At 40.1% G+C, this 25,799-nt stretch carries 23 protein-coding genes, 1 tRNA gene, 1 pseudogene and 1 riboswitch; of the genes and pseudogenes, 6 read left to right on the top strand and 19 right to left on the bottom strand.

Translation table 11 applies throughout. From position 1 onward, the window contains the following. Position 1: 1 nt before the first annotated feature. Genes trmB through aroG form a run of 3 tightly spaced genes read right to left on the bottom strand, consistent with a single transcriptional unit; the run spans position 2 to position 2,763 of the window. Positions 2 to 691, bottom strand: coding sequence for a tRNA (guanosine(46)-N7)-methyltransferase TrmB (trmB, locus tag BQ7314_RS07180; RefSeq protein ID WP_174483021.1), 690 nt, complete (start codon positions 689 to 691; stop codon positions 2 to 4). A 9-nt stretch (positions 692 to 700) separates the two neighbouring features. Then, on the bottom strand, positions 701 to 1,678 hold the full coding sequence (gene thiS / locus BQ7314_RS07175; protein ID WP_174483020.1) for a sulfur carrier protein ThiS: 978 nt from the start codon (positions 1,676 to 1,678) through the stop codon (positions 701 to 703). Between the two features lie 14 nt (positions 1,679 to 1,692). Beyond that, the gene (gene aroG / locus BQ7314_RS07170) at positions 1,693 to 2,763 is read right to left on the bottom strand and encodes a 3-deoxy-7-phosphoheptulonate synthase AroG (RefSeq protein ID WP_174483019.1); all 1,071 of its coding nucleotides are present in this window, start codon (positions 2,761 to 2,763) and stop codon (positions 1,693 to 1,695) included. A gap of 339 nt (positions 2,764 to 3,102) precedes the next feature. Between aroG and BQ7314_RS07165 the strand changes: the two genes are divergently transcribed. After that, positions 3,103 to 3,954: an HvfB family MNIO-type RiPP peptide maturase gene (locus tag BQ7314_RS07165; protein WP_174483018.1), complete on the top strand. Its 852-nt coding sequence runs from the start codon at positions 3,103 to 3,105 to the stop codon at positions 3,952 to 3,954. Then, positions 3,935 to 4,690, top strand: a complete 756-nt coding sequence (locus tag BQ7314_RS07160) for an HvfC family RiPP maturation protein (RefSeq protein ID WP_174483017.1) — start codon at positions 3,935 to 3,937, stop codon at positions 4,688 to 4,690. The genes BQ7314_RS07165 and BQ7314_RS07160 overlap by 20 nt, the downstream gene beginning before the upstream one ends. Before the next feature lie 112 nt (positions 4,691 to 4,802). On the opposite strand, the gene BQ7314_RS07155 is transcribed toward BQ7314_RS07160, so the two are convergent. The 8 genes from BQ7314_RS07155 to BQ7314_RS07120 all read right to left on the bottom strand — a co-directional run bounded on the left by BQ7314_RS07155 (position 4,803) and on the right by BQ7314_RS07120 (position 11,089). Next, on the bottom strand, positions 4,803 to 5,288 hold the full coding sequence (locus tag BQ7314_RS07155) for an asparaginase domain-containing protein (protein ID WP_174483016.1): 486 nt from the start codon (positions 5,286 to 5,288) through the stop codon (positions 4,803 to 4,805). Further along, positions 5,285 to 5,605, bottom strand: coding sequence for a hypothetical protein (locus BQ7314_RS07150; RefSeq protein ID WP_174483015.1), 321 nt, complete (start codon positions 5,603 to 5,605; stop codon positions 5,285 to 5,287). The genes BQ7314_RS07155 and BQ7314_RS07150 overlap by 4 nt, the downstream gene beginning before the upstream one ends. Positions 5,606 to 5,645: 40 nt before the next feature. Next, a complete protein-coding gene (locus BQ7314_RS07145) occupies positions 5,646 to 6,050 on the bottom strand; it encodes a hypothetical protein (RefSeq protein WP_174483014.1) in 405 nt (134 codons plus the stop codon). Between the two features lie 101 nt (positions 6,051 to 6,151). Continuing rightward, positions 6,152 to 6,817, bottom strand: a complete 666-nt coding sequence (pgl, locus tag BQ7314_RS07140) for a 6-phosphogluconolactonase (RefSeq protein ID WP_174483013.1) — start codon at positions 6,815 to 6,817, stop codon at positions 6,152 to 6,154. Positions 6,818 to 6,825: 8 nt separating this feature from the next. Further along, positions 6,826 to 8,295, bottom strand: coding sequence for a glucose-6-phosphate dehydrogenase (zwf, locus tag BQ7314_RS07135; protein WP_174483012.1), 1,470 nt, complete (start codon positions 8,293 to 8,295; stop codon positions 6,826 to 6,828). A 59-nt stretch (positions 8,296 to 8,354) separates the two neighbouring features. Continuing rightward, positions 8,355 to 8,912, bottom strand: coding sequence for a Uma2 family endonuclease (locus BQ7314_RS07130; protein ID WP_174483011.1), 558 nt, complete (start codon positions 8,910 to 8,912; stop codon positions 8,355 to 8,357). Between the two features lie 75 nt (positions 8,913 to 8,987). Continuing rightward, the gene (gene gnd, locus BQ7314_RS07125) at positions 8,988 to 10,433 is read right to left on the bottom strand and encodes a decarboxylating NADP(+)-dependent phosphogluconate dehydrogenase (RefSeq protein WP_174483010.1); all 1,446 of its coding nucleotides are present in this window, start codon (positions 10,431 to 10,433) and stop codon (positions 8,988 to 8,990) included. Between the two features lie 206 nt (positions 10,434 to 10,639). Continuing rightward, a complete protein-coding gene (locus BQ7314_RS07120; RefSeq protein ID WP_245394938.1) occupies positions 10,640 to 11,089 on the bottom strand; it encodes a hypothetical protein in 450 nt (149 codons plus the stop codon). A 272-nt stretch (positions 11,090 to 11,361) separates the two neighbouring features. Next, positions 11,362 to 11,442: riboswitch (cyclic di-GMP riboswitch) on the bottom strand. Positions 11,443 to 11,611: 169 nt separating this feature from the next. Between BQ7314_RS07120 and BQ7314_RS07115 the strand changes: the two genes are divergently transcribed. The 3 genes from BQ7314_RS07115 to BQ7314_RS07105 are packed head-to-tail and all read left to right on the top strand — an operon-like array spanning position 11,612 to position 14,365. After that, complete coding sequence (locus BQ7314_RS07115) at positions 11,612 to 12,892, top strand: sigma-54 interaction domain-containing protein (RefSeq protein WP_174483009.1); 1,281 nt, start codon at positions 11,612 to 11,614, stop codon at positions 12,890 to 12,892. A 13-nt stretch (positions 12,893 to 12,905) separates the two neighbouring features. Next, positions 12,906 to 13,832: an HDOD domain-containing protein gene (locus BQ7314_RS07110; protein ID WP_174483008.1), complete on the top strand. Its 927-nt coding sequence runs from the start codon at positions 12,906 to 12,908 to the stop codon at positions 13,830 to 13,832. A gap of 44 nt (positions 13,833 to 13,876) precedes the next feature. Next, positions 13,877 to 14,365: a YchJ family protein gene (locus BQ7314_RS07105; protein WP_174483007.1), complete on the top strand. Its 489-nt coding sequence runs from the start codon at positions 13,877 to 13,879 to the stop codon at positions 14,363 to 14,365. 37 nt (positions 14,366 to 14,402) lie between these two features. Here the strand turns inward: BQ7314_RS07105 and BQ7314_RS07100 are convergent, their stop codons facing one another. From BQ7314_RS07100 to BQ7314_RS07090, 3 genes are all read right to left on the bottom strand, one after another. Continuing rightward, positions 14,403 to 15,278, bottom strand: coding sequence for a fumarylacetoacetate hydrolase family protein (locus tag BQ7314_RS07100; protein ID WP_174483006.1), 876 nt, complete (start codon positions 15,276 to 15,278; stop codon positions 14,403 to 14,405). A gap of 79 nt (positions 15,279 to 15,357) precedes the next feature. After that, positions 15,358 to 15,774, bottom strand: a complete 417-nt coding sequence (locus tag BQ7314_RS07095; RefSeq protein WP_174483005.1) for an FAD synthase family protein — start codon at positions 15,772 to 15,774, stop codon at positions 15,358 to 15,360. Between the two features lie 65 nt (positions 15,775 to 15,839). Next, entirely contained in the window at positions 15,840 to 16,493 is a 654-nt protein-coding gene (locus BQ7314_RS07090; RefSeq protein ID WP_174483004.1) for a CDP-alcohol phosphatidyltransferase family protein, read from the bottom strand. Positions 16,494 to 16,855: 362 nt separating this feature from the next. On the opposite strand from BQ7314_RS07090, the gene BQ7314_RS07085 reads away from it, so the two are divergent. Beyond that, positions 16,856 to 17,707, top strand: coding sequence for a metallophosphoesterase family protein (locus tag BQ7314_RS07085; protein ID WP_174483003.1), 852 nt, complete (start codon positions 16,856 to 16,858; stop codon positions 17,705 to 17,707). 483 nt (positions 17,708 to 18,190) lie between these two features. On the opposite strand, the gene BQ7314_RS07080 is transcribed toward BQ7314_RS07085, so the two are convergent. The 5 genes and pseudogenes from BQ7314_RS07080 to BQ7314_RS07060 all read right to left on the bottom strand — a co-directional run. Then, positions 18,191 to 18,267: transfer RNA gene (locus BQ7314_RS07080), tRNA-Arg, on the bottom strand. A 37-nt stretch (positions 18,268 to 18,304) separates the two neighbouring features. Beyond that, positions 18,305 to 20,311, bottom strand: coding sequence for a UvrD-helicase domain-containing protein (locus BQ7314_RS07075; protein ID WP_174483002.1), 2,007 nt, complete (start codon positions 20,309 to 20,311; stop codon positions 18,305 to 18,307). A 10-nt stretch (positions 20,312 to 20,321) separates the two neighbouring features. Next, the gene (locus BQ7314_RS07070) at positions 20,322 to 21,833 is read right to left on the bottom strand and encodes a YifB family Mg chelatase-like AAA ATPase (RefSeq protein WP_174483001.1); all 1,512 of its coding nucleotides are present in this window, start codon (positions 21,831 to 21,833) and stop codon (positions 20,322 to 20,324) included. Positions 21,834 to 22,277: 444 nt separating this feature from the next. Next, positions 22,278 to 25,328 carry an ammonium transporter gene (gene amt / locus BQ7314_RS07065; RefSeq protein ID WP_174483000.1) on the bottom strand — a complete coding sequence of 1,017 codons (3,051 nt, stop codon included), beginning with the start codon at positions 25,326 to 25,328 and terminating at the stop codon, positions 22,278 to 22,280. A 103-nt stretch (positions 25,329 to 25,431) separates the two neighbouring features. Next, positions 25,432 to 25,788 (bottom strand): annotated as a pseudogene (locus BQ7314_RS07060) (transposase); the annotation flags it as partial. Between the last annotated feature and the right edge of the window lie 11 nt (positions 25,789 to 25,799).

Raw genomic sequence — 25,799 nt, 5'->3', positions numbered from 1 at the left:
CTTACAATCGTTTAAAAATCAAATCCCAAACACCATGCCCTAAACGCAAGCCACGCCGCTCAAATTTTGTTAAAGGCCGATAGTCTGGCCTTGAACAATAGTTTTGGCTGGCACTAGCATTAACAAAGTACTCTGCTCCTGACAAAATTTTCAACATATGTTCTGCATAATGCTGCCAATCTGTCGCCGCATGAAAATAACCTTCAGGCTTTATTTTTTGCGCAATAAGTTTAACAAAGCTAGGTCGCACAATACGTCGTTTATGATGCTTTCTTTTATGCCAAGGATCAGGAAAAAACAGGTGTATACCTGATAAACTAACATCTGGAATGCATTGTTCTAAAACATCGATAGCATCATGATAAAAAATTCTAACATTGCTAATTTGCTTTCTTTCCAGTTGTGCTAATAAATTACCCACTCCCGGCTTATGCACTTCAATGCCAATATAATCTTTATCTGGGTTATCTTCTGCGACTTTGGCCAAACTTTCGCCATTGCCAAAACCAATTTCCAAAATAACCGGAGCACTACGTCCAAAAATAATGGGCAAATCACAAACAACTTCTGGATTTAAACAGTATTTATCCCACAAAGTATCAACAGCATTTCTTTGCGCCCCCGTCATCCGTCCAATTCGGCGAATAAAGCTCTTAATACGTGGCGGATTTTGTACTTCTTCTTTGGACATATTTAAAACTTAAGCAATTAATCCGTCTAATGGTGAAGACGCTGAGGCAAAGCGTTTTCTTGGCATTCTTCCTGCCAAATACGCCTCCCGACCTGCCTGTATGCCTTTCTTCATTGCCGAAGCCATTAATACTGGGTTTTGAGCTGCCGCAATCGCCGTATTCATTAATACACCTGTACACCCTAATTCCATGGCAATAGCAGCATCTGATGCCGTACCCACACCCGCATCAACCAAAATAGGCACATTTGCATTTTCTACTATAGTCAAAATATTATAGGAATTTTGTACCCCTAAACCCGAACCAATAGGCGCAGCTAACGGCATAACTGCAACACATCCTATATCCTCCAAGCGTTTAGCAATTATGGGATCATCATTCGTATAAACCATAATATCAAAGCCATCTTTAACCAATAATTCTGCGGCCGACAAAGTCTCTATAATATCCGGCAATAAGGTTTTTTGATCGGCTAGAACTTCCAATTTAACCAGCTTATGGCCACCGAGTAATTCACGCGCCAAACGACATGTTCGAACTGCATCATCAGCGGTAAAACAACCTGCTGTATTAGGTAAAATAGTATATTTATCTGGTGAAATAACATCTAATAAATTTGGCTCACCTGGATTTTGACCGATATTGGTACGCCTAATAGCTACCGTCACAATCTCCGCCCCACTTGCCTCTATCGCCAAGCGTGATTCTTCTAAATCCTTATATTTTCCAGTACCAATCAATAGTCGCGACTTAAACTCTTGACCAGCAATAGTAAAGCTATCACCCTGCCCACCGCCAATCGCTTGTACAACCTCTATATAGTCGCCCTCCTGACAAGTAGTCTGTGCATACTGATTAAACGGTAAAATTTCTTTATTTAATTCAACAGCAATGCGTTTATTTTCTAAACCCAACTCGCTAACAATATCTGCGATAGTACTATTTTCTGTATATTGCTTAGTTTCGCCATTTACATAAACATTCATGCTTTTTGTTCCTGTTAATTTTTTACTGTTCTTCTACTTTGTACAGCGACGGCCAAATTATTCAATAAAGTCTCAGTATCATTCCAGCCTATACAGCCATCAGTAATGCTTTGCCCATAAACCAATGCTTGACCTGCCACAACATCCTGCCGCCCTGCGTGCAAATGACTTTCAATCATCACACCCATAATACGATGATCACCTCTCGCTACTTGCTCTGCAACATCCTCGCCAACTAATAACTGCCGTTGACACTGTTTTAGACTATTAGCATGGCTTAAATCAATCATAATATTGGCTTTTAAACCCGACTTCTCCATGCCACGAGCCACCTTATCAACACTGACCGCATCATAATTAGGGCCACCACTACCACCACGTAAAATTATATGCACATCTTCATTACCCGTAGTGGAAAAAATAGCTGAATTACCCTCTTTAGTCACAGATAAAAAATGATGTGGATTCATAGCCGCTTTAATCGCATCATTAGCAATAGCTATCGTACCATCTGTCGCATTTTTAAAGCCAACCGGACAAGATAATCCCGAGGCAAGTTCTCGGTGACACTGACTTTCAGTCGTTCTTGCGCCAATTGCCCCCCAAGCAATCAAATCAGATACATATTGAGGGGTAATTAAATCCAAATATTCAGTCGCTGCTGGTATTCCTTGGCTATTCAAATCCAACAATAGCTTCCGTGCAATACGCAAGCCTTTATTGATATTAAAACTACCATCTAGATCAGGATCATTAATTAACCCTTTCCAGCCTACTGTTGTTCTCGGCTTTTCAAAATAGACACGCATAATAATATGCAAATCTTGCTTTAATTTATCTTTAATAACTCGAAGCTTACTAGCATACTCAAGAGCCGCTTTAGGGTCATGAATAGAACATGGGCCGACAACCACAACTAAGCGATCATCCTGATCGCTTAAAATATTATGCACAGCTTGACGAGCTTGTTGAATAGTTTTAGCAACGACTTCCGTCAGTGGCAATTCATCATGAATCAGCACTGGAGCCATAACACCTCTAGTCTTACGGATTCTTAAATTATCAGTATTAATTTGATTTTGCATGGCCCATAAAAAACGATTATTACAATTAATTGCACTATTTTAACCTAAAAACAGGCATTAAGTATTGGGGTTTGTCAAAAATCATACTCTATAAATAAGAAGGCCCATTCCTGCGCACGAAATAAGGACACAAGCTAATATTATTAATTTGATATTTAATGACAAGTGCGGCATGCTCAAAATAAGCGGCAAAATAATGAAATGATTAATCAATTAAAAAACGGCTTATGCTGTTTTTTATAGTACAAATTTAAAAAATAACTGTGCTCGTGCATTTAAATCCTTACACGAAAAAAAGGTTATAATTCGACTATCATATTTCGCTATTCAGGAAAACTCATGCACCATACGCAAAACTTAGTTCATGGCACAGGCCTTGGTTTACGTCGCTCTTTTCTTGACGAAGCACTTGCTAGCCCACTAAAAAATGTTGATTTTTATGAAGTTGCACCAGAAAACTGGATGACCTTAGGCGGCAAACTAGGCAAACAATTTAAAGCCATGACTGAGCGTCACCCTTTTGTTTGTCATGGTTTATCACTCTCCATTGGTAGCACCGACCCGCTCGACGAAGACTTTGTAAAAAACTTAAAAAACTTTATGCATGAGCATAAAATCAAATTTTATAGTGAACACTTAAGTTATTGTAGCAACAACGGGCACTTATATGACCTTATGCCTATCCCCTTTACCGAAGAGGCAGTAAATCATGTTGCTCAAAGAATACGGCGCGTGCAAGATATATTAGGACAAAAAATCGCCATCGAAAATGTTTCTTACTATGCTGCACCAGGCCAAGAAATGTCCGAAATTGATTTTTTTAATGCTGTCGTTGAAGCAGCAGATTGTGATGTACTATTAGATGTTAATAACATCTATGTAAATAGTGTAAATCACAACTACGATGCTGAACAATTTTTACAATCACTCCCTGCTCAACGTATAAGTTATGTGCATATTGCCGGACATTATGTTGAAGCCGAAGATTTTCTAGTCGATACTCACGGTGCAGACATTATCGACCCTGTGTGGCAATTACTAGAAAAGGCCTATGCTTTATACGGTGTTTTTCCGACACTATTAGAAAGAGATTTCAATATCCCCAGTGTCGCAGAGCTATTAAGCGAAGTAAGCACCATCCAATCCTTACAAAATGCATGGCATACGAATAATGAACAACTCTCAGCCTAAAATCGACTTCAAAGCCAAGCAAGCTGAATTTTCAGCCTATATCCGCAACCCTGACACTAGCGCATGCCCAATCGATGTTGCCCCGCAACGCATGCAAATGTACCGCGAGCTATTCTTTAATAACGTAGAAGGCTTTCTATCCAGTAACTTTCCGGTATTACATACAATATTAGATCAAGAACAGTGGCAACAATTAGCACAAGACTTTTTTAGCCAACACCAAAGCACTACCCCTTATTTTTCAGAAATACCTGAAGAATTTATTCTATATTTACAAAATGAACGCCAGAAACAAGCAGATGACTTTCCGTTTATGCTCGAACTCGCGCATTATGAATGGGTTGAAATGGCCTTATCTATCGCACAAGATATTTTACCTGAAAAAACTGACAACCCAAGATTAACACTCGCGCATAAGATAAGCCTTTCCCCCTTAACTTATCTTTTAGCATACCAATACCCTGTGCACAAAATTTCACCCAACTATTTACCAACAGAAGCACCGAAGCAAGCAACTTATCTAGCCGTTTACCGAGACTATCAAGATGAAGTGAAATTTATCGAATTAGCACCGATGAGTTTTCGTTTACTACAGACTTTACAAGAGCCACAAACCAAACTTATTAATGACTGCCTAAAAGAAATATTGCCGGAAAACAGTTCAGAAGCTTTACAAAATGCTGCGCTTGAAGCATTACAGCAATTTTTAGATAAGCAGCTTATTTTTATTGAATAGCCTTAGAGATTATACCCGGAAACACAGCCAACCCTGACTGAACGACCTTAACCACGCAGTTAAAATGACTCCCGCAAAAAATTATACTTTATTGGGGGCTCTAAAAAATTTCTTACATGCTTGCTTTAAATTCACCGGCCTGCCGATCCTTTATGACCTTATCCCAAGCAAACACTTTGCCATTCATGGCGATATAAACACCTACCGGCAGTAATTGCACAGCAGTAAGCGCACAACCTAGATTAAATAGCGCATCAGACTGACTCACCATATAGGGAACCATCGCACCGACTAAAACGATAGTTTTATCGGTTATCGTCTTAGCTAAGTACTGTGCACTTTCAACCATAGTATCAGTGCCATGAGTGATAATAATTTGCTGCGGCCCTGTTGTGCTACACGCTTGACTTAATACCTCTCTATCCGCATCAGTCATAGCTAAACTATCTTTGAGCATTAAAAGCTGGAGGTCAATATCCAGCTTACAGCGCGACTGCTGTAACATAGCCGGCAAATGCGTTTCTGGAAAATACATTTCACCATTTAATTCGTTATAACGTTTATCAATCGTACCGCCTGTAATAATCAGCTTTATCATTGTATTTTTTGTAATCGTGCCGCTGCTGCTTTGCCTACCTCAGTTTCAGGTTCTTTATCGATAATACGTTGCACGACAGAAGCGCTAGATTGATCTAATAAAGCAATGGCGGCAAGCCGAACCGAATCATAATACGCACGCAAAGCTGCAAGCTCACGTAGGTAAGTGCTTGCCTCGCGCAACTCGTGCAACATTAGCTTTTCCGGATCACTGGTGAAAAGTTCTCGCTGCAAATCGCCATGGCGAGTTTGCTCGCGCACTAACTCTCTAGGATCTAGTTTGGATATCTCTGTAGGATCACTACAACAATTACTCATAACTCACCCTCTTCTTAAAAAAATTCAGGACTATAATATATTAGCGTCCATGATGCTCCAGTCTCCTTTCTATATTAGACCGCAATAAAAAAGTCTGAACAGCAGATAAGTCACCTTCAAAAGCAAGCCCATAATCATATATTGAATTATCTCGTTCAAAGAAAAACCAAGCTTTCTTAAGCGGTTGTAGTGCCGCTGACTTTATTTTTATTTTACTTACCACTGTACTTTTTTGCTCAAACACATGCTGTTTATCAAAACTAATTTTCGACATAATGCAATTGTTCAAATTCAAGTTTATCTGACCTCTAATTAACATGCCATTTTGACTTATATTTAATAATTCAACATACTTGAATGGTCTTCTTCCCTGACCAATATAAACGCTAATATCCTTACGTTTATAGCGTAAACTTTTACGTGCGAGGCTTTTAATATCTTTCATACCCCTCCCCCTTCACTGCTTAAAAAACTACTCAGAAAGCAGAAATTACCATGCGCTACTCTCTAAGTTTAATACGACTGACAAATACCAAAGCTGAATATTTACACGCTCAATAATACATCAACGCCACAAGCGGGACAGATATGTGTAACAGGAAGATCTTCTTGATTTTTCCATGCGGCAAGCGCCTCTTTTTTATCTCCTGAAACAACAAAAATCAGCTCTTTAGTATTGCTTAATGCTTTAGCACTCAATGAAACTCGGTCAGAGGGCGGCTTAGGCGAATTATGCACTGCATGAGTTAATTCATTAGTATTATGCACATGTCCAGGAAATAAGCTGGCCGTATGTCCATCTTCCCCCATCCCTAACAGAACCAAATCAAAAGTTCCAGCGTCAGCCACAACCTTTGCATATTTCTCAGCGCCCACTTCAGCGCCCAACTCAGCAGGAATATTATAAATTTGTGCTTTTGGAATGGCCACCAAATTTAGCCATTTCTGCTCGGCAACTAAACTATTACGCTCAGCATTATCTACTGGCAAACAGCGTTCATCACCATGATAAATATGCCATTTACTCCAGTCAGCTTGTTTAGTGGCCAACAGCTGATAAGCTTTAACTGGCGCTGTCCCTCCAGCTAAAACTAATTTAAAAACCCCTTTATCCGCAATAGCCTTATCCGCTGCGGCTAAAATACGCTGACAAACTGCTTCAGCAAGCAACTCAATTGAATCAAAGGGTTTCCAGTTTACTACTTGTGTCATTTTTCTTCCTATAAAGTATTGCGCCAACTCTGGCTTTCTTTTTCAAATAAACGGCACTCATTCGGCCCCCATGAGCCTGCTGGATAGGTTTCGATATAATCACGATTAACGGCCCACTTATTAATAATAGGATCCACAATTTTCCACGCATGCTCAACTTCATCATACCTTAAGAATAAAGAGCGATCGCCTTTAATTACATCAAGCAATAAATCCTCATAAGCATCAGAAGCCAACTCATCTTCATTACGAAAACTCGCATCAAGATTAGAAATTCGCGTACGCATTTCCAGCCCGGGCTCTTTAACGGTCATTTCCATGCGAATACATTCTTCAGGCTGTATACCTAACAATAACCAATTTTGCTTAATTTTTTCGGCTTGCGTATGAGCAAATAACTGTGAAGGTGCATGCCTAAAACAAATTGAAATCATTGACTGTGCTTTTTCCATTCGTTTCCCTGTACGCATATAAAAAGGCACACCACGCCAGCGCCAGTTATCGACATAGAGCTTCATCGCAGCATAAGTTTCTGTCACACTATTTTGTGGAATACCCTCTTCCTGTAAATACCCATTGACTTGCTTACCATCAATTTCACCTGGCGCATATTGTGCGCGAAAGGCTTGGGCATGCACTGCCTCTTCAGGAATAGGGCGTATTGATTTTAAAACTTTAACTTTTTCATCACGTAAATCTTCAGCATCCAGCGAAACAGGAGGCTCCATTGCCACTAAGGTTAGCAATTGTAACAAGTGACTTTGTAACATATCACGCATTGCGCCTGTATGATCATAATAGGGGCCTCGACTACCAATGCCTAATTGCTCCGAATGCGTAATCTGAATATGATCAATATAGTTTCGGTTCCACAAAGGCTCTAGCATTGAATTAGCAAAACGAAAGACTAAAACATTCTGCACCATGCCCTTACCCAAATAATGATCGATACGGTAAATCTGCTCTTCTTTTAAATATTGACTGATTTTATTTTGTAAAGAACGCGAACTTTCTAAATCAGTACCAAATGGCTTTTCAATAATGACGCGACGCCAAAACTGACTTTCATCCAATAACTTTGGCTTACTAAGCTGCTCGATAACATGGCTAAAATCGGATGGATTAATCGCTAGATAAAAAGCCATATTCTGCGGGAACTTAACAGAATCTGTGAGTAATTGCGCTAGACTGCTATAGCATTCTGCTTGCTGCATATCACCTTTATGATAATGCAGACGAGCAATAAAACGCTTAAATACTTGCTCATCAATACCGCCACGCGCTTTAGCTTCTAGCATAGCACGCACTTCAGACACCCACTTGTCATTATCCCAAGGACGACGGCCTATAGCGATAATTTTCGTGTCATCATGTAAACGGTTTTCAATATCCAGATGATATAAGGCGGGGATTAATTTGATGCGTGCCAAATTACCTGTTGCGCCAAAAATCACATAAGTACAGGGATCAGTTTTCACTCAGAACTCCTTTTATAGTTTTTAAAAACTCAGGGGATAAAGTCAGCTTATTTGTAGCGCTAGACAAGACCTTCAAAAATATCGGCCAAGGTAATAGAAACATCCACGCTAGGTAAGTTGCAAACGGCTGATGCTGCACAAATATGCAACAACCAATCACCTTCTGCCACGCGCCGAAAACACTCTATCCTGCGTGCCTTAATATCAACCAATACATATTCTTTAATACTCGGTAGCTGACGATAAGCCGCAAACTTAGTGCCTCGATCATAAGCTTCGGTAGAATCAGAAAGCACTTCAATAACAAGGCTAGGCGCAGTCAAAAATTGCTCCGCGTGTTGGTCTTGCTTATCACAAGAAACCATTACATCTGGATAAAAAAAGGCATCAACCTGTTCAACCCGAAGCTTCATGTCAGAAATATAGACTTGGCAGGGGGTGCCGCGTAAATGTTGTTTTAATGTAGCCGCTATATTTAGGCTGACAATAACATGTTCACGCCGTGCGCCACCCATAGCAAAAACCTCGGCATGCATATATTCATGCTTTTCTTCTTGCATCTCTTCCCAAGCAAGATAATCTTCGGCTGTAAAAACATCAGCGTTGACCATTTGCATAGTTCAACTCCTAAAAAATAGATAGCTTAACCTATCACCACTAACCCTCTGATATAGTCAAGCTATCTTATAATATTATGCTGTATAAGTCGTCGAAGCCATTTTTCCGCCTGTTCCAGTCCAGTCAGTATGAAAGAATTCACCACGAGGTTTATCTATACGTTCATAAGTATGTGCACCAAAATAATCACGTTGTGCTTGTAATAAATTAGCGGGTAATCGCGCACTGCGATACCCATCATAATAAGCCAATGCCGATGAAAATGATGGTGTAGGCACAGCTAATTGCACACCAAGAACGACGGTTTCACGCCAACCTGCATCAGACTCTTTAATCGCATTATTAAAGAAATCAGCTAATAATAAATTTTCTAATTCTGGATTATTATCATAGGCTTCTTTAATGTCATTTAAGAACTGACTACGAATAATACAACCACCACGCCACATAAGCGCAATACCGCCGTAGTTTAATTGCCAGCCATATTCTTTTTCAGCCGCACGCATTAAACCAAAGCCTTGCGCATAAGAAATGATCTTTGCTGCATAAACCGCATCGCCAATTGCTTTAATCGCTGTCTCTTTATCACCAGAAAACTTCACATTTGCTTGTGGCAAAATGTTTGCAGCGCGAACACGCTCTTCTTTTTGTGCTGATAAGCAACGAGCAAACACCGCTTCAGCAATCAAGGTTAATGGCGCCCCTAAATCTAAGGCATTAATACCAGTCCATTTACCAGTCCCCTTTTGTCCCGCTGTATCTAAAATTTTATTCACTAAAGGCTCACCATCTTCATCTTTATAGCCCAAGATATTAGTAGTGATTTCAATTAAATAAGAATTAAGTACCCCTTTATTCCATTGCGCGAATATATTTTGAATCTCGTCCGCGCTCAAACCTAGACCTTCCGATAATAATTGGTAAGCTTCACAAATAATTTGCATATCGCCATATTCGATACCATTATGTACCATTTTCACATAATGCCCAGAACCCTGCTCACCCACCCATTGACAGCATGGCTCGCCATCTACTTTAGCGGCAATACTCTGTAAAATAGGCTGTACTATTTGCCAAGCGTCTTTGCTACATCCAGGCATAATAGAAGGGCCATGACGCGCACCCTCTTCACCACCAGACACACCTGCGCCCACAAATTCAATGCCTTTTTCTGCTAATGCAATAGAACGGCGATTAGTATCTGTATATAAAGAGTTACCACCATCAATAATGATATCTCCTGGCGCTAATAAAGGCGTTAATTGCTCTATATAACTATCAACCACCTCACCCGCTTTTACCATTAGCATAACAATACGCGGGCTTTTTAAGCTATCCACCAGTTCAACTAATGAATACGCTCCAGTAACCTGAGTGCCTGCTGCTGGCCCTGCCAGAAAATCATCAATTTTATTTGCCGAACGATTATGCGCCGCGACTTTAAAACCATGGTCATTCATGTTTAAGACTAAGTTCTGCCCCATGACCGCAAGGCCAATTAATCCAATATCCGCTTTCATTATTTTGCTCACTAAAGTTTTAAAGTAAATCACAATACATTATGACCATTAAAGTCATAACCAATATACAACAAAATAGGTACTTCAGCATAGTAGGCTGCTAATAATCCAAAAAAATAGGCCGACAAATCCTTTTCAAGACCCGCCGACCTACTCTAAATAGGCCTAAATCAACTGAAAGTGATAGTGATAACGCTTATTAAAAATTACTCATTAACCCCCAACCTTTTGCGTGAAACTATAGCTGACCCCAACAACCCAAGCATAAGTAATAATACAGGTGTTGGAGCTGGTACACTTGCTGACTGACGTAAGTTAAACCCCTCCCCCCAAGCCACTAAATCTTGATGCGAAGTAGCATTTCGGTAAGGACTAATCCACAGAACATTATTAACAGATGCCATGTTAGCGCCTAATGCTACTGAATACTCATTATAAGCAGTTTCTATACGATCATCTGTAGAGGTATTCAGAGTAAATCTTGTAGCCCCATAGACTTGCTCCCAAATTAAAGCTTGCAACCCTGCCTGCTGATATTTTTCAACTGCCGTCTCAGCTATATTCAAAATTAACCACGCGATCTTAGCGCCATTTTCTTCCGTCAGTTCAGGTCTGTCAGCAAAAAAGGCTTTATTATTGTAATTAGCGTTATACACTTGATTCAGACCTATAGAGTGATATATATCAATACAATAAGCATAAATTAAACCTTTCCCATCAAGTACACTGTTAAGTATATTACCACCGCCTAAATTATTCCGGGCAGTGCCGTCTAACTCTACGTTAATACCCCTGCATAAGTACTCCCTGTTTTTAAAATACCCGTAGCATCAAATGGTACGCTTGCAGAAAATACAACACTATATAAATACACTTATTAAAATAACAAATATTAATTTATAGATTTTCATTCGATTATCCTTATAGATCACATAACTCAGCTATCTTTTACAACAAAAGACCTGAAGCTTTCCGAGCCTACTTCACAGCAGGTGTGGCAGTAAAAATTCAAATTACAAATCCTAATACTGCAATCCTGATGCCAATTGTTAAAAGCCTTGAAATGTAGCGACATTGAACTAGAATAAAGTCTATTAGACTGACACTTTGTCAGCCCACCTGACAATGCTGACATGTCAAAATGACAATCATGACAAGCACCTTAACTTAAAGATACTATGCTTGAAAATTCAATTTCACTTGAGTCTCTACTAGAATCGCACGAACGTCCCTTTATCATTATTGATAATACACTCACGATCGTAGGGCTAAATAAAGCCTGGGAACAACAATTTTCTGTTTCCAGAGCTGACGTTATTGGCAAGCCATGCTGTAATACAACACCACATTGTCGACATCAAAAATTATTTCAAACGTTAGAAACTTATGACGCGACTGAGACACAAGCAGAACAACAACTCACAATACGCGGCTACCCTCTCTTGGATAACGATGGCAAAATCTATTTAGGAGAGTCCATTACGCAAGTCACGCACACACTAACAACCAGCGACAGACAAAATATGGCTGGGAGTTGTGCAGCGTTTACCGCCTACCAACAAAAGCTCAGTCAAGCAGCCCACACTCGCGCACCCGTTTTTTTAATGGGGGAAACAGGCACAGGAAAAGAACTTGCCGCTGAATTTATTCACCAGCATTCCGCCTGTAAAGAACATGAGCTAGTCGTAGTAGACTGCACCGTACTCAGTGATGATTTATTTGAAAGCGAAGTTTTTGGCCATGAAAAAGGCGCTTTTACTGGCGCAACTAGCACCAAAAAAGGACTATTTGAATTAGCCGATAAAGGCACTTTATTTCTTGATGAAATCGGTGACCTACCCTTAGCTCAGCAACCCAAACTATTACGTGCTCTGGAGTCTGGCCAGTTTAGAAGAGTTGGCAGCACAACCGCTTTAAAATCAAATGTGCGTATTATCTGTGCAACACACAGAAATTTACCGAGCATGATAAAGGCAGGACAATTTCGTGAAGACCTATATTACCGCTTATCTGTATTTCCTATACAAGTACCGCCATTACGCGAACGAGTACATGATATTCCAGAAATAAGTCAATATTTATTGGCCCAATTAAGTCAACGCGATGAACAGCAATATAGTATTACTAAACCAGCGCTCATTAAGCTGTTAAAACATACTTGGCCAGGTAATATCAGAGAACTAAAAAACTGTTTACAACTTGCCTGTAGCCTTTGTACTGATCAGCATATTACAGAAACCGATATTACTTATATTACACAGAAAAGCCAAGAAATTGAGTATACCCAGCCCCTCAAATCACATTCACACAACAACAAAAACCCGCTAATACAAATGGAATATGAGGTCATTAATACGCTATCAACAAAATATCAAGGCAACCGTAAACTGATGGCTGCAGAAATGGATATTAGTGAACGCACTCTATATCGCAAACTAAAACGTCTCGAACTTAACTAATTAGGATATCGATATGGAACCATCGTTAATTGATTGGACATTTCAATGCATTGATAGCAAAAACGCGCCAATAAACCCACCGGCCGATTTAAGAACGGCAGTGAGTCAAATCAAACAACTGCCACCACTGCCAGGCATTGCAACACGCATTATGAAGTTAGCTGCTGACCCATTAGCAGACGCAAATAAATTAGCCGCTATTGTCGAACTAGACCCCTTACTCACCACACAAGTCATCCGTTGGGCTAGCTCCCCGCTATATGGTTATAAAGGTAAAATAACCAGCGTACATGATGCTATCAGTCGTGTACTAGGCTATCAATTTGTCTTTGATCTCGTTTTAGGCTTATCAGCATTATCCCCCCTTAAAGCTCCGATTGAAGGTATTATTGGCACACGCGCCTTCTGGACACACGCCCTAGCAAGCTCACATTTAATGAGTGATTTAAATAAAAAACAGCCTGTTGAAGATAGATTCGCCACACAAACTGTTTTTTTCGTTGCCCTGATGCATAACATTGGCTTACCATTATTGGCCGACCAATTCCCTAAAGAATTTAAAATACTTTCTCACCTAGCAGACACAAATCCTACTCTCAACTTATATTCATTAGAAAAGTTTGCTTTAGGTGTAGACCATACCGAACTAGGCAGCTGGTTATTAAAATCGTGGGACATGCCGCCTGAAGTGGTAGAAGTCGTGTACCATCACCATAACCCACATTACCGGGGCTCTCATTATCAACTCAACTTGCTCACCTACCTCAGCGACAGCTTACTTACACGCCTTAATATCGGTGAAAATCATGAAACCAACAATATAGACCAAGTCATTCAAGAGTTACAGATAAATCCAGTCGATTGCGACAATGCACTGACAAAACTACAAAATGAACTAGACAATATTAAAGCAATGGTTGGAATATGTTTAAATAGTTAAGCAACAAAATACCCTTATCATCCCAGCCAAATGAAAACCTAAACATGACAACACAAGCCAAGCACTGCCTTTGCGGCTCCGACCTCACTTATGATCAATGTTGTGGACAACTCCATTCTGGAAAGAGCTACGCGACAACAGCTAAAACCTTGATGCGTTCACGTTTTACTGCTTATGCAATGCGTAATGGAAATTATTTATTACAAACATGGGATACGGCTAGCCGTCCTGAAGCAATTGATTTTTCTAAAGAAACCGGAAAATGGACAAGCCTGGATATTATTTCCAGCAAAAAAGGCACCGAAAAAGATAATAAAGGTATCGTTGAGTTTAAAGCCTATTTTACTCAGGATGGTGAAGCAAAAGTGATGAATGAAATTAGCCGCTTTGTAAAAAAACAAGGGCACTGGTTTTATCTTGATGGCAAAGTTAAATCTGTCGGTTCGAGTAGCGGCCCGGTAAATCAGGGACTTAATGCACCATGTACCTGTGGTAGTGGCAAGAAATTCAAGCGTTGCTGCGGTAAAAACTAAATTAATAAATAGATGAAAGGCTTAGCTCTACAACTAACTATAGCGATAAAACAAAGTTATCAGGCTCATCAATCACCGGATTAACTAAAGAACCAATATGCTCAATTTCAATTTTTACCGTTTGCCCTGCTTGCATATAACCACGCGGCTTCATTTTAACACCGACACCACTGGGCGTACCGGTAGCAATAACATCGCCAGGTTCTAAAGTCATCGCTTGCGATAAATAAGCGATCATTTCATAACAGTTAAAAATCATATGCTGGGTATTCGATGATTGGCGCAGCTCATCGTCTATCCAGGTTTTTAAATTCAAATTATGCGGATCGCTGATTTCATCCGCCGTAACTATCCATGGCCCCATTGGCCCATGCGTATCAAATGACTTACCTAACGTCCAAGTTGGCGAGCGGAATTGCCAGTCACGCACTGAGACATCATTAACCAACGTGTACCCCGCAATAACTTTATGCGCATCATCTAGCAATACATGCCGACAACGCTTACCAATCACAAAAGCCAATTCCACTTCGTAATCTAACTTTTCCGATACTTTAGGCACATGAATTGCCTCACCCTGAGCAATTACACAAGTACTTTGCTTGGTAAAAAAAGTTGGGTATTCCGGCTTTTCCAGTGCTGTTTCAGCAATATGATCAGCGTAATTCAATCCCACACCTAAGAACTTACCCGGTCTTGGAACCGGCGCCATTAACTTAACCTCACTTAAAGCCAAACGCTGCCGCTGACTATCGATTAATTCTTGTAGTGCTTGTAATGCAGTCTGCCCTGCCGCCAGGAACTCCAGCATTGTCTGTGGAATATCTGCTCGCCCTAAACTATCCACTACAGCATTACCGACCACTGCACCTACTCGGCTAACACCTTGATAACTAAATGTCACTAATTTCATAAATCAATATCCCTGAATTCAAGTTATGTTTATTTTGGCATGATCACAATCAATTGTATGCGATTCCTTACGCTCTTTATTATTTTTGAAATTCAGCAATGATATTTTGTTTTATTTTAGTTGATGAATTTCGTGGGTTATATTTAATTTGCACAACCTTTTTCCCTTGTGTATCAAAATATTTTTCTACATCATGATTATGAGGCTTTCTCCCCCAATCCTCTCCAATAACAAAAATATCAGCTTTAACTTCCTCACAAACAGAAAGATAATCTAACTCATGATAGGGAAGTACAATATCCACACAACGAAGTGCTTGAAGCATTTCAATTCGTTGTTCAAGCGGAATAGCAGGAGCCTTAGGTTTGTATAGTTGAACGACTTCATCAGAAGCAACACCCACAGCTACAGTACCTCCCAATGTGGCGCAATATTCCAACAGTGCAAGATGCCCAACATGCAATAAATCAAATGTACCAACTGTATATACAACCATTGTATTATTTTACTCCTAGATTAAAATGATTTTCGTTAATAGTTTTTACCTATTTTTGTTATTTTCTATAATAGTTTCCAAGCATAGATGCCCGTTATTCCAAGCGTATAAATAGCAAGAATATAAACATTGACCACGTTACCAGAAAGTTTGGGGGTTTTGATTTGCGATACATTCAAAGCGGCAAGTCCTAAGCCACTCATATAAAGAATGATAGAAAAGACTCCCTGACTAAAAGCAGCTTCAAATAAGAATATGAAAACAAGAATTATATTGTTGTTATCAAGCGCAAGCCCTGTGTATTTTGAGCCACCAGCAAGACCAAACACGCTAAAATAGCTTAACCTGATTGCACTAGCCGCAAGCATTAGAAAAGCACCTATTAAAAAGATAGGCTCAAATTTTCCATAGCTTAGTAAAAGAATAGCTGGAGTAACACCATAGCTGACAATATCTATTAAGACATCCAGTTGTCCACCAAAAGCACGGTCGTTACCCGTTCGCCCTTTCATTCTTCGGGCTATAAGGCCATCTGCCCAGTCGAATGCAACCGCCCAGATCATACCAATCATTGTAGCGTAGTAAACACCTAATATACTGAAGTAAATAGCTAACAGTGTGCAGGCTAATCCTGCCAGTGAACACAGGTTAGGAAGATCTTTCACGTAAGAAAGAATGGTAGGTTGTAATTCTTGAGATTCTGTTTTATCTATAGTCATAGAAGCCTAAAACTAATCAGCATAACTTATATTCCAGTTATATCAAAATGATAACCCTGATTTTTTTTAAGCATAACGCTAAGCTGAACAGTAGAAACCGCTTATTTTGAAACTGTAACGATGTTTGAACGTTTACAACATAGGTTAAAAGAGTCCATGTACCACCTATACTTACGCATGGTAAATGTATACACTACTGCCTCAAGGCCTATCAGAACATACTAGTGTCACATTATATTGGTATAATTCGTGTTTAGTTATCTTACCGGTGCGCCCTTTACTGCAAAGCCCATAAGCCTAAATATTGCTTATAAGATATAATTCACACTGTTTATAGTGAAAGAGATATACTCGAAAAAAATATGAACATACTACACATCTCAGATATGCACTTTGGCCCTCGTCACTGGCACGGAAAAAGTGAATTTTTATTAGATAAATTGAACAGCTATGCGCCTGATATTGTCATCAACACAGGTGACAGTACAACCGATGCGCTTGAAAATGAATTTGCAGCCGCTGGGGATTTTTTGAAGTCAATTGAGTGCCAATACGTCGTTTCTATCCCCGGAAATCATGACAAACGAAATATGCGCAGTGCCGACTATTTCCGCCAGTATATCGAGAACATCGAAGTTATTCGCCCACTAAATCGTGATAAATGTAGAAAGAATAATATTTTTCTTGAGGGAAACACCAATGGCATAAAGGAGCATTTTACTGACATCAATTTTCTTAAAAATATTACGGTCAATGGAGAGTCCTTACTAATAGTGTGCTTAGACTCTAATGTACTCTATAAAGATAACGGTTTTGTCGATAAAGAAATATTAAAAACACTTTCTCATACCATTAACAAAGCAAGTTACGATAAAATAATTCTGCTCACTCACCACTCTATTCTGGACACTGATTCAGACCCTCTTTTCAATTCCAGAATCGTTGTCGAGTTCGTAAGAGAGCATAATATAGAACATGTTTTCTGTGGTCATACGCACCACTTATCAATAATGAGGTCAACCGACCTGTACCACAAACACAGCTTCACTCAATATAAGAATGGGTCGCTATCAAGCGGCAATACCCTCAACGACACAAATATGTTTCTGTACTATAAAGATTTTGGCACTGAAGCAATGGAAATTCATGTTGTTAGGGCCATTGTTGAAAATGATGACGTGCAATTTAAAGAAGAAATAATTTCCACCCGCTAAACCCATAATTTAAAAAAGGTAATACCTCATAAAATAAGGACCCCATTCAGTATATTTCGTGGGAGCGGCTTTAGCCACTCCCACTTAAAGTGTAAACTGAAGAATGAAAGATACCTAAAACTTATTATATTTTCAATCGTTGTTTACTTCTCTGATGTAGGAAAAAACAGTTTTGTCAGTTCCCTACCCTCACGTTTTTATAGAAATTTGATTACACTACTACAATAAGATCAAGGTAGGCTTTTATGCTTAGGAATGCATATTAAATAAAACCCGAAACTTTAGATTCTGAAGCACTGGCAGTGCTTTCGGATGTTATTGAATTTTGACTCCTTAGTGCTCGGGGACAATGAGTGCCGAAATGTTTTTTTGATTGATGCGTAAAATGATGATATTTATTTCAAATAATGATCGCTGTGACACTTCAGGAATTATCTTAATACACTACAGCCAGAAAAATACGAATAAATTCAATAAGTAATATGGTGCGCCCGAGATGATTCGAACATCCGACATCCACCTTCGGAGGGTGGCACTCTATCCAGCTGAGCTACGGGCGCGCATTTTGAACTGGTCATTTTAACTGATCAGCGTGATTTACGATAGCATCGATTTTAAATGCGCTAAATTAGCTTTGCCGCGCACCTTTTGCTCTTCTTTATCAACTGGGTTTTTGCTCGGCCATTCTAAGTCCTCTTCAGGCAACTCTTCTAAAAAACGGCTCGGGGCGCTTTCACTAATATCGCCATATCGTTTACGATGCGTGCAGTAACTAAAGGTACAAGTGTGCTGAGCACGAGTAATACCTACATACGCAAGGCGGCGTTCTTCTTCGATATTGCCAGTTTCTACGCTATTTTGATGGGGCAATATATCTTCTTCAAAACCGATTAAGAATACATGGGGAAATTCTAGCCCTTTCGCGGCATGGAAAGTCATTAAACTTACTTGGCTATCAGCTTCTTCCTCTTGGTTACGGTCTAATATATCTAGCAATTGAATTTTAGCGACAATTGCCTCTAACGTATTTTCTGAGTCTTCTGCCTTTTCCGCCAAACGCTGTAACCATTCTAACAACTCATCGACGTTTTTAATTTTACGCTCTGCAGCGGCTTGGCTGGTGCTATTTTCATGTAACCATTGATGATAATTAATTTGCTGGATAAAAGCGCGCATGACCGCAAAGGTATCGCCACTTTGAATTTCTGCCGAAGTCCTCAATGTCCATTGGCAAAATTTTTGTAAGCGGGCAAGTGCTTGCTCAGAAAGGAGTGGCTTTAAACCCATTTCTGAACAAGCACTAAATAAGCTAATATGTCGCCCACTGGCATACGCGCCCAATTTTTCTAAAGTGCTTGGTCCAATTTCACGACGCGGCGTATTAACGACGCGTAAAAAGGCGGCATCATCATCAGGATTTACAAATAATCTTAAATAGCTCAGGATATCCTTAATTTCTGCATAAGAAAAAAATGAGGCACTGCCGGTAATAAAATACGGTACATCTTGCTCTCCTAAACTACGTTCAAATAAACGCGATTGATGATTGCTACGATATAAAATCGCATAATTCCCATAACAGCCGCCCGTTTTAAATTTATGGTGCACAATTTCTGCAACGACTTGTTTGGCTTCTTCAAGATCATTCTTATGTGCTAATACGCGCAACGGATCGCCATAGCCCATATCGCTCCATAATTTCTTTTCAAACGCGTGCGGGTTATTAGCAATTAACTGATTGGCAACTTTTAAAATACGTCCATAAGAACGATAATTTTGCTCTAGTTTAATCACTTCAAGACGCATGTAATCTTTTTGCAATTGCGCAAGATTTTCTGGATGCGCCCCACGCCAGGCATAAATTGACTGATCATCATCGCCCACTACGGTAAATTTCCCCAACTTACCCACCAGTAATTTTACTAATTGATATTGCGTAATATTGGTATCTTGATATTCATCGACCAATAAATAACGGATGGTGTTTTGCCATTTTTCCAAGGTTTCTGGGAATTGCTGAAACAATAACACCGGCAATAAAATCAAGTCATCAAAATCTACCGCGTTATAGGCTTTTAAACTGCGCGTATAATCAACATAAATCTGCGCGGCTTCTTGCTCCTCAGCATTAGCTAAACTAAGTGCTTGCTCTGGTGTAACAAAGGAATTTTTCCACTGTCCGATTAAACCTGAATAAATATTGACGGCATCAATATCGTAATTTTGGCTACTATGAGTAATTAAGTTTTTGAGTAGCGTAATTTTATCTTGTTCATCAAATAAAGAGATTCCCGCTTTATATTGCAAAGTTTTATGTTCTTTACGCAGAATTTCTAAACCTAATGAGTGAAAGGTGGAAACACGTAAGCCGCGTAATTCCTTGTCATCAAGCAATTTACTGACCCGCGCTTTCATTTCTCGCGAGGCTTTATTGGTAAAGGTTAAAGCGGCAATATGCCGTGCGGGTAAACCTTGTTTAACCAAATATGCGATTTTTTCGGTAATGACGCGAGTTTTACCACTGCCGGCACCCGCTAATACCAATAAGGGGCGATCAATCGTTTTGACAGCAGTTTGCTGTTGAGGGTTTAATTTTGTGGCCATGAGTAAAAGATTATGACTGACGATCTAATTTGCGATAGCCGATGGCTTCACTTAAATGCGGGATTTCTATATTTTGTGAGCCCGCTAAGTCGGCAATAGTGCGCGCCAACTTTAAAATACGATGATAGGCACGATGCGATAAGCCAAAGCTATTCATCGCTTGTTCTAATAATTGATGACCTTGCTCTGACAAAGTGCAAATCTGCTTTACTTCTTTAGCACTTAGTAAACTATTGGCTTTACCCGAGCGCGCCACCGCCAAAGCTCGGGCTTTAATGACACGCGCACGAATAACAGCACTCGTTTCTTCGCCTTCGGCTGAGCCTTTGCGTAATACTTCGTGAGAAACACGGGGAACTTCAAGATGCATATCAATTCGATCTAATAAAGGACCAGAGATTTTAGCACGGTAGCGCGAGACTTGCTCTGAGGTGCAACGACAACGCCCTGATGGATCACCTAAATAGCCACAGGGGCAGGGGTTCATGGCTGAGATCAAAAGAAACCTAGCGGGAAAATCTGCTTGCCGCGTGGCACGAGAAATAGTGATATGCCCTGTTTCTAAAGGTTCGCGCAGAACCTCTAATACCTTTCGGTCAAATTCTGGCAATTCATCTAAAAATAAAATGCCATTATGTGCTAATGAAATTTCACCGGGTTGCGGATTACTACCGCCGCCCACTAAAGCAGGGGCAGAGGCGGTATGATGCGGGGCTCGATAGGGTGGCTTCAACCAATTAATAGCATTAAAATCTGCGCCGCAAATCGAAGCGACCGCTGCACTTTCTAGGGCCTGTACCTCTGATAACAAGGGCAAAATAGTCGGTAAACGTGAAGCTAGCATCGACTTTCCCGTACCTGGTGGGCCTAGCATTAGAATATTATGTAAACCCGTTGCCGCAATTTCTAAAGCACGTTTCACGTGGAACTGTCCTTGCACATCCGAAAAGTCAGGCGCATCTGAATCACTATGTGTGGCTTCGGGCGCGGGTATGGCTGCATCTAGCTTGTGAAAGCCATTCAAATGCGCACAAATATCCGTTAAATGTTGTGCAGGGAGGAGTTCTGCTTGCTGCACTAAGGCGGCTTCTTGAGCATTTTCTAAAGGTAAAAATAGCGGGCGCTGCGCTTCACGGGCTTGTAATGCCACGGGTAAGACGCCATTCACACTGCGTAATTCACCGCCTAATGACAGCTCACCAATACATTCGTATTTAGCCAATTCAGCGATTGGGATTTGCCCTGAAGCGGCAAGAATACCCAAGGCAATCGGCAAATCAAAGCGACCGCCTTCTTTGGGCACATCAGCAGGGGCTAGATTAATGGTGATGCGTTGCATGGGAAATTCAAAATGCGAATTGATAATCGCGCCACGTACACGATCCTTGCTTTCTTTCACTGCCGCTTCCGGCAAACCGACCAAATTTAAAACAGGTAAACCATTGGATATATGCACTTCGACGGTGACTAAAGGCGCATCAATTCCTGAGCGCCCGCGACTATAGGCAATGGCAAGTGACATAGTAAATCTCTTTTATTTTCCAATACTTAATAAAGCAATAGCGTAACTAGACATTCACGTCATAGCGTAGGATATGCTGATGATAGGAAGCGCATCGTTTATGTGATGCGCTTCGTGCCTCAGCACATCCTACAACACGCTTTAGTAACCCGTTAAAAATGAGAAGTTCGCAATTTTAGCTAAAAGCAAAGCCGTGCTAATTGAGCGTTGAGTCTATTGTACCCGTTACTCAATTATTTATTATGAAACTATCTGAAATTGAGAGCAATCAGGCATTTTAAAATTCTCATAATTCATCTTGGTGGATGCTACGTATAACTGAAAATATTCATAAGAAATATTTGGAAGTGGTGCTTTTTAATAGCGATTGTACACAAACCCTCCTCCCATAAATAATGTCATTAACACTAAACATAATGGCAAACTCATCAGGAATACAAAGATTTATTTTCTAAAAATATTTTCAATCAATAATGCATCTATCTCATCAACCGGCAAAGGCCGACTAAACAAAAACCCTTGGTACACATCACACTCCGTTTGCTTAAGAAAATCTAACTGGCTTTGTGTTTCTACTCCTTCAGCAATTATTTTTAAGCCTAAGCTCTTACCTAAAGCAACAATGGCCCGACAAATAGCAGCATCCTCTTTATTAACATCACATTCACTGACAAAGGCACGATCAATTTTTAACGTATTAATGGGGAATTTTTTAAGATAACTCATTGAAGAGTAGCCCGTACCAAAATCATCTACTGAAAATTTAATATCCATTTTCTGTAGCCTACTCATAAGACTAATACACTGCTCAGTATTCTTTGCCAGCATGGTTTCAGTGATTTCAAGCTCTAGCAAACTCCCATGAATATGATGTTTTTGTAGTGCATCACAAACTCGCTCATAACAACTGTCTAATTGAAAATCTTTCATTGAGAGGTTAACGGCTACGGGTAAAGCCATCAATCCTTTTGCTTCCCATTTATTTAATTGCCGACAAACTGAGTGTATGACAAAATTAGTCACCTCATTGATCAAGTTAGATTGCTCAAGAATAGGGATAAAAATACCAGGAGAAATAAGTCCTTTTTCTGGGTGCTGCCAACGCAATAATGCCTCAAAGCCATCAATAACTCCTGTTTGGCAATCAACTTTTGGCTGGTATTGTAGAAAAAATTCTTCATTTTTTACAGCATTACGCAATTCTGACTCTATATAAAAACGCTGGTTTATCTTTTCTTCCATTTCAGGCAGAAAGAAGCAGTAGGTATTGCGCCCTTGCTGTTTCGCTTCATACATTGCCATATCGGCGCGCTGGATCAACTGTTGGGATTCAACTTTGCCATATTGTGATATAGCAATGCCGATACTGACTTGGGCATAAAGTTCCCTACCCTCTGCGATAATAGGAAGACATAAGGCTTGCAGAATCTCTTGTGCTTTAATTGACGCAACATTATGTTTTTCTAAGCCAGGAAATAGAATTAAAAATTCATCTCCGCCCCAACGACAAACAATATCATCATTGCGTACACAGCTGCTTAAGCTTTCAGCAACATGACGTAATAGCAGATCTCCCGCATCATGCCCTAAGGTGTCGTTAACATCTTTGAAATGGTCAAGGTCTAGAAACATCAATAATAAGCTATTCCGATGACGATTGGCGAAGGCTATTTCTTGAGACAGTTTATCTTTAAAATAATGACGATTAAATAACTTCGTAAGCGGATCATAAAAGGCTAATTGATGCATTTTATTTTGCATTTCCACCTGTTTGGTTATATCTCTGATATGGAAAGTAAATTCTTTCAGCTTTTTACCTAAAAGGTCAGCTTGAGTAATACTGAGTTCAGCAGGAAACTCTATACCATGAATACGCTGTAGTGTAATTTTGTTATGCTGATTTAACGCGATGCTGCTATTTACGGAAAAAAGCCCATTTAAACTTTCAGTAAATTCTTTATGCGCTGTGGGCGGGACAAATAACTCAATAAAATTGCAATTAAAGACTCTTGGAGCACTAAGACCAAAACATTTTTCAGCCGCGAGATTAAATTCTTTAATTTGACCTTGCGTGTTAATGGTCAGGATACAATCTAAAGAGGCATTAAGAATAGCACCTTTACGGGACTCACTGTTTTTAAAATCATTTAAGACTTGATCACGTGCATTGATTTCGGTATTGACTCTTGCCAACACACGATTGTATTGTTTAGCAATTTGTCCCGCTTCAGTAAAAGGCTCAACAACAACGGCTTGCTTAAAATCCCCCTGTTGCTCTTGCCGTTGCATCGCACCGAGTAAATTATAAATTTCGCTACTCGCCATGTGCTCAGAAATATTTAGCCCTTTCATTTCAGCTTCTTCAGAGACCCTTAAAGGATAAAAGTAATTAAGTATTTTAAATAGCGTAAAACTTACCGTAAAAACATACAAACCTATTGAGCATACGCCCAATAATTGCACTTGAAATTGCTGCCAGGTATTAAGACCTGTTCCCCAGTTTTCAGATGAACTTAAGAGCGGCAAGGCGAGCGTTCCAAAAATACCAGAAAATAAATGCACCGGTACGACACCAATAGCATCGTCAATTTTATACTTGATTAATAGCTGTTCACCAGTACAAACAATAACCCCAGCAGAAGCACCAATAAAAGCTGACGCAAGCGGCGTCATCACATGGCAACAAGCAGTAATGGCGACTAAGCCTCCTAATAAGCCGTTAATACAAGCACTCACTTCAGTCGTCTTAGTTTTTAGCGTACTATAAATAGCAGCTGAAAGACAGCCAAATACCGCGGCTAAAAAGGTATTTAATAAGATGAGTGGAATGCTATCATTCGCTGCAAGCGTGCTTCCCCCATTAAAACCAAACCAGCCAAACAATAATAAGAGTGCACCTAAAACAGAGAAAGGCAAACTGCTGCCCGGAATTTTTGCATTGCTTTCAAAGCGCCCTATTCTAGGACCAATAATGATAATCGCAGCAAGTGCACACCAACCACCTACCGAGTGCACCACTGTTGAGCCAGCAAAATCAATAAAACCTAACCTACCTAACCAGCCTTGTGTTGCTCCAGTAAGCGCCCCATTCCAAGCCCAATGCCCTGTTACGGGATAGATAACGCCAGCAACCATAATACAAATAAAGCCATACCCCCAAAAACTCATTCTTTCTGCAATGGCACCCGATACAATCGTGATTGCAGTACCGCAAAACATCACTTGAAAGAGGAAAAATGCATATTGCAATGGCGTATAATCGCCCGAAAACATGAAGTCATCAGTGCCTAATAGCCCTAAAAAGCTATCACCAAACATTAGGCCAAACCCAAATAGCCAGAAAACGGCACTAGACAAGCAGAGGTCCATCAAATTCTTGATAGCAACATTAATACTATTTTTATTTCTAACGAAGCCCGTTTCTAAACAGGTAAACCCTGCTTGCATTAATAAAACTAGAGCGGCACAGATTACGATCCAAACGATGTCTAACATACTTAAAACTCCTCTTTCAGGTATTAAGGCATAAGTATGGAGGTAAATAAAGTATTAAAACGAATAGATTTATATGCCTAACGCTATATAAAATCTTACCTGATTAGAAAGATTCTTCAGCTTGTCGAAGCCAACCCGCAGGGCGAGGCTTGGTGGTGGCTGCAGCGACCAGTAGATGCAGCGGAAGCGTCTCAAGATGGAAGCGCCGGTTAAACCGATAAACAAACGCACCGAGACAGCGAGTGCCATATTTAGCGAAATCGAACGCATGGTAGGCTCCCCCTAGGCTCGTTTTAAGGTTACCTAAAACCGTGTTAATCCAGTTAAACTCTGGCAAATCCTTGGGCTTTCGGCCACCCGCGATGATAGCCTGATGCTGGCAGCCCGCATCGATTACCCCAGAAAAACAGCCCAACCCATCGGAAGTGACTATACAATCTGGTGAGAGATCTGCGTTAGCCCCACGGCTTT

This window comes from methanotrophic endosymbiont of Bathymodiolus puteoserpentis (Logatchev) (assembly GCF_900128525.1).
Lineage (GTDB): Bacteria > Pseudomonadota > Gammaproteobacteria > Methylococcales > Methylomonadaceae > Methyloprofundus.
The sequence above is the reverse complement of the archived record's forward strand: the minus strand, read 5'-3'. Positions and strand labels throughout refer to the sequence as shown.